The organism is Anaerostipes sp. Marseille-Q3525, from assembly GCF_018223505.1.
Taxonomy (GTDB): Bacteria; Bacillota; Clostridia; order Lachnospirales; family Lachnospiraceae; genus Anaerostipes; species Anaerostipes amylophilus.
Genome location: NZ_JAGTTT010000076.1, coordinates 1 through 1,257, shown reverse-complemented (window position 1 = coordinate 1,257; position 1,257 = coordinate 1). Strand labels below are relative to the sequence as shown.

At 44.6% G+C, this 1,257-nt stretch carries 1 protein-coding gene; it reads left to right on the top strand.

Annotation, left to right across the window (positions count from 1 at the left end):
* A partial coding sequence (locus KE503_RS14335) for a DUF6531 domain-containing protein (RefSeq protein WP_212385710.1) occupies positions 1–1,257 on the top strand: 1,257 nt, incomplete at both ends.

Below are 1,257 nucleotides of genomic sequence, written 5' to 3'. Positions count from 1 at the left end.
GATAAGTGGGCAGAAGGAGATTATAAGATCGTTGTCCGTGGAGTGGACAACGGATATATCAATGGATATGGAAAAGGGGCATGGTTTACGATCGACCGTACAGCACCGGCATTTGCCAGTGATCCGGAGATGACATCCGGAAAGACAGCAGCCAGTCCGTCCAGCCAGACAAATCCGGTACTGAAGATCACAGGAAAAGATGCGAACCTTTCTTATATCAAATATAAAGTAGATAATGCAGCATCTTATATGAAAGGAGCAGGTTTCAACGGAACAACATCCCAGACAACGATCAAACTTCCGATCAGCCAGGGTGTTACGGACCAGACATTTAAGATCCAGGCAGTGATCGTTGACAAGGCAGGAAATGAAAGCGCAGCAAAGACCGTCAACTATTATTATATTGACGATTCCAAGGCATCCGATTATGCACCGGAAGATGGAAACGTCCAGAATCACTATGGAAAGAACACGATCAGCTGGAAGAAAAAAGAACTTCCAAACAGTATCAGTTATGCCGTTTATCGTGGAAAGAGCGAAGACTTTACACCATCGAAAGAAAATCTTGTGAAGGCATCCATCAAGGACTCTTACTGCACAGATACCGAGGTCGCAGATGGAACCCAGTGGTATTATAAGGTATGCGCACAAAAAGTTACAACAAAAGGAGAGGTAAACAGTACCAGTGCATATGTAACGATGAGATCACAGGTTTCGATCGACAAGGCGGAATACAGCCGGTGGCTTGGAAGCAGGGATTACCGTGATACAGCAGAGATCAGCACACCGACAGGAAGCGGAACGATCGACAAGGGAAGCGGAAATCTTACCTATGCAAACACGGATTTTGAGATCAATACCGGGGTGATGGGATTATCCCTTACAAGAACTTATAACAGCCAGTCAGACAAACAGGGAATGTTTGGAAACGGATGGTATGACAGCTTTCACAGGGAATTATATCATGTTGGAGATCAGGTGGTCTTTCAGGACAGCGATGGAAGCTGTCTGGCATTTGAGAAGAACGGGGACAGCTATACCTGTGAAGAAACCAAAGAATATACGTTGGAAGAAGAACCGGAAGAACAGGAAAAAACTTATGAACTGGAAGAAAAAACAGAAGCAAAAGAAGAACAGGAAACAGTAAAGAAGACCATTTCCTATCAGTGGACACTCATGGATAAGGACCAGAACATCACACGGTTTGATGCGAATGGAACGATGGTTTCACAGGAAGATGCAAACGGAAACTTCCTG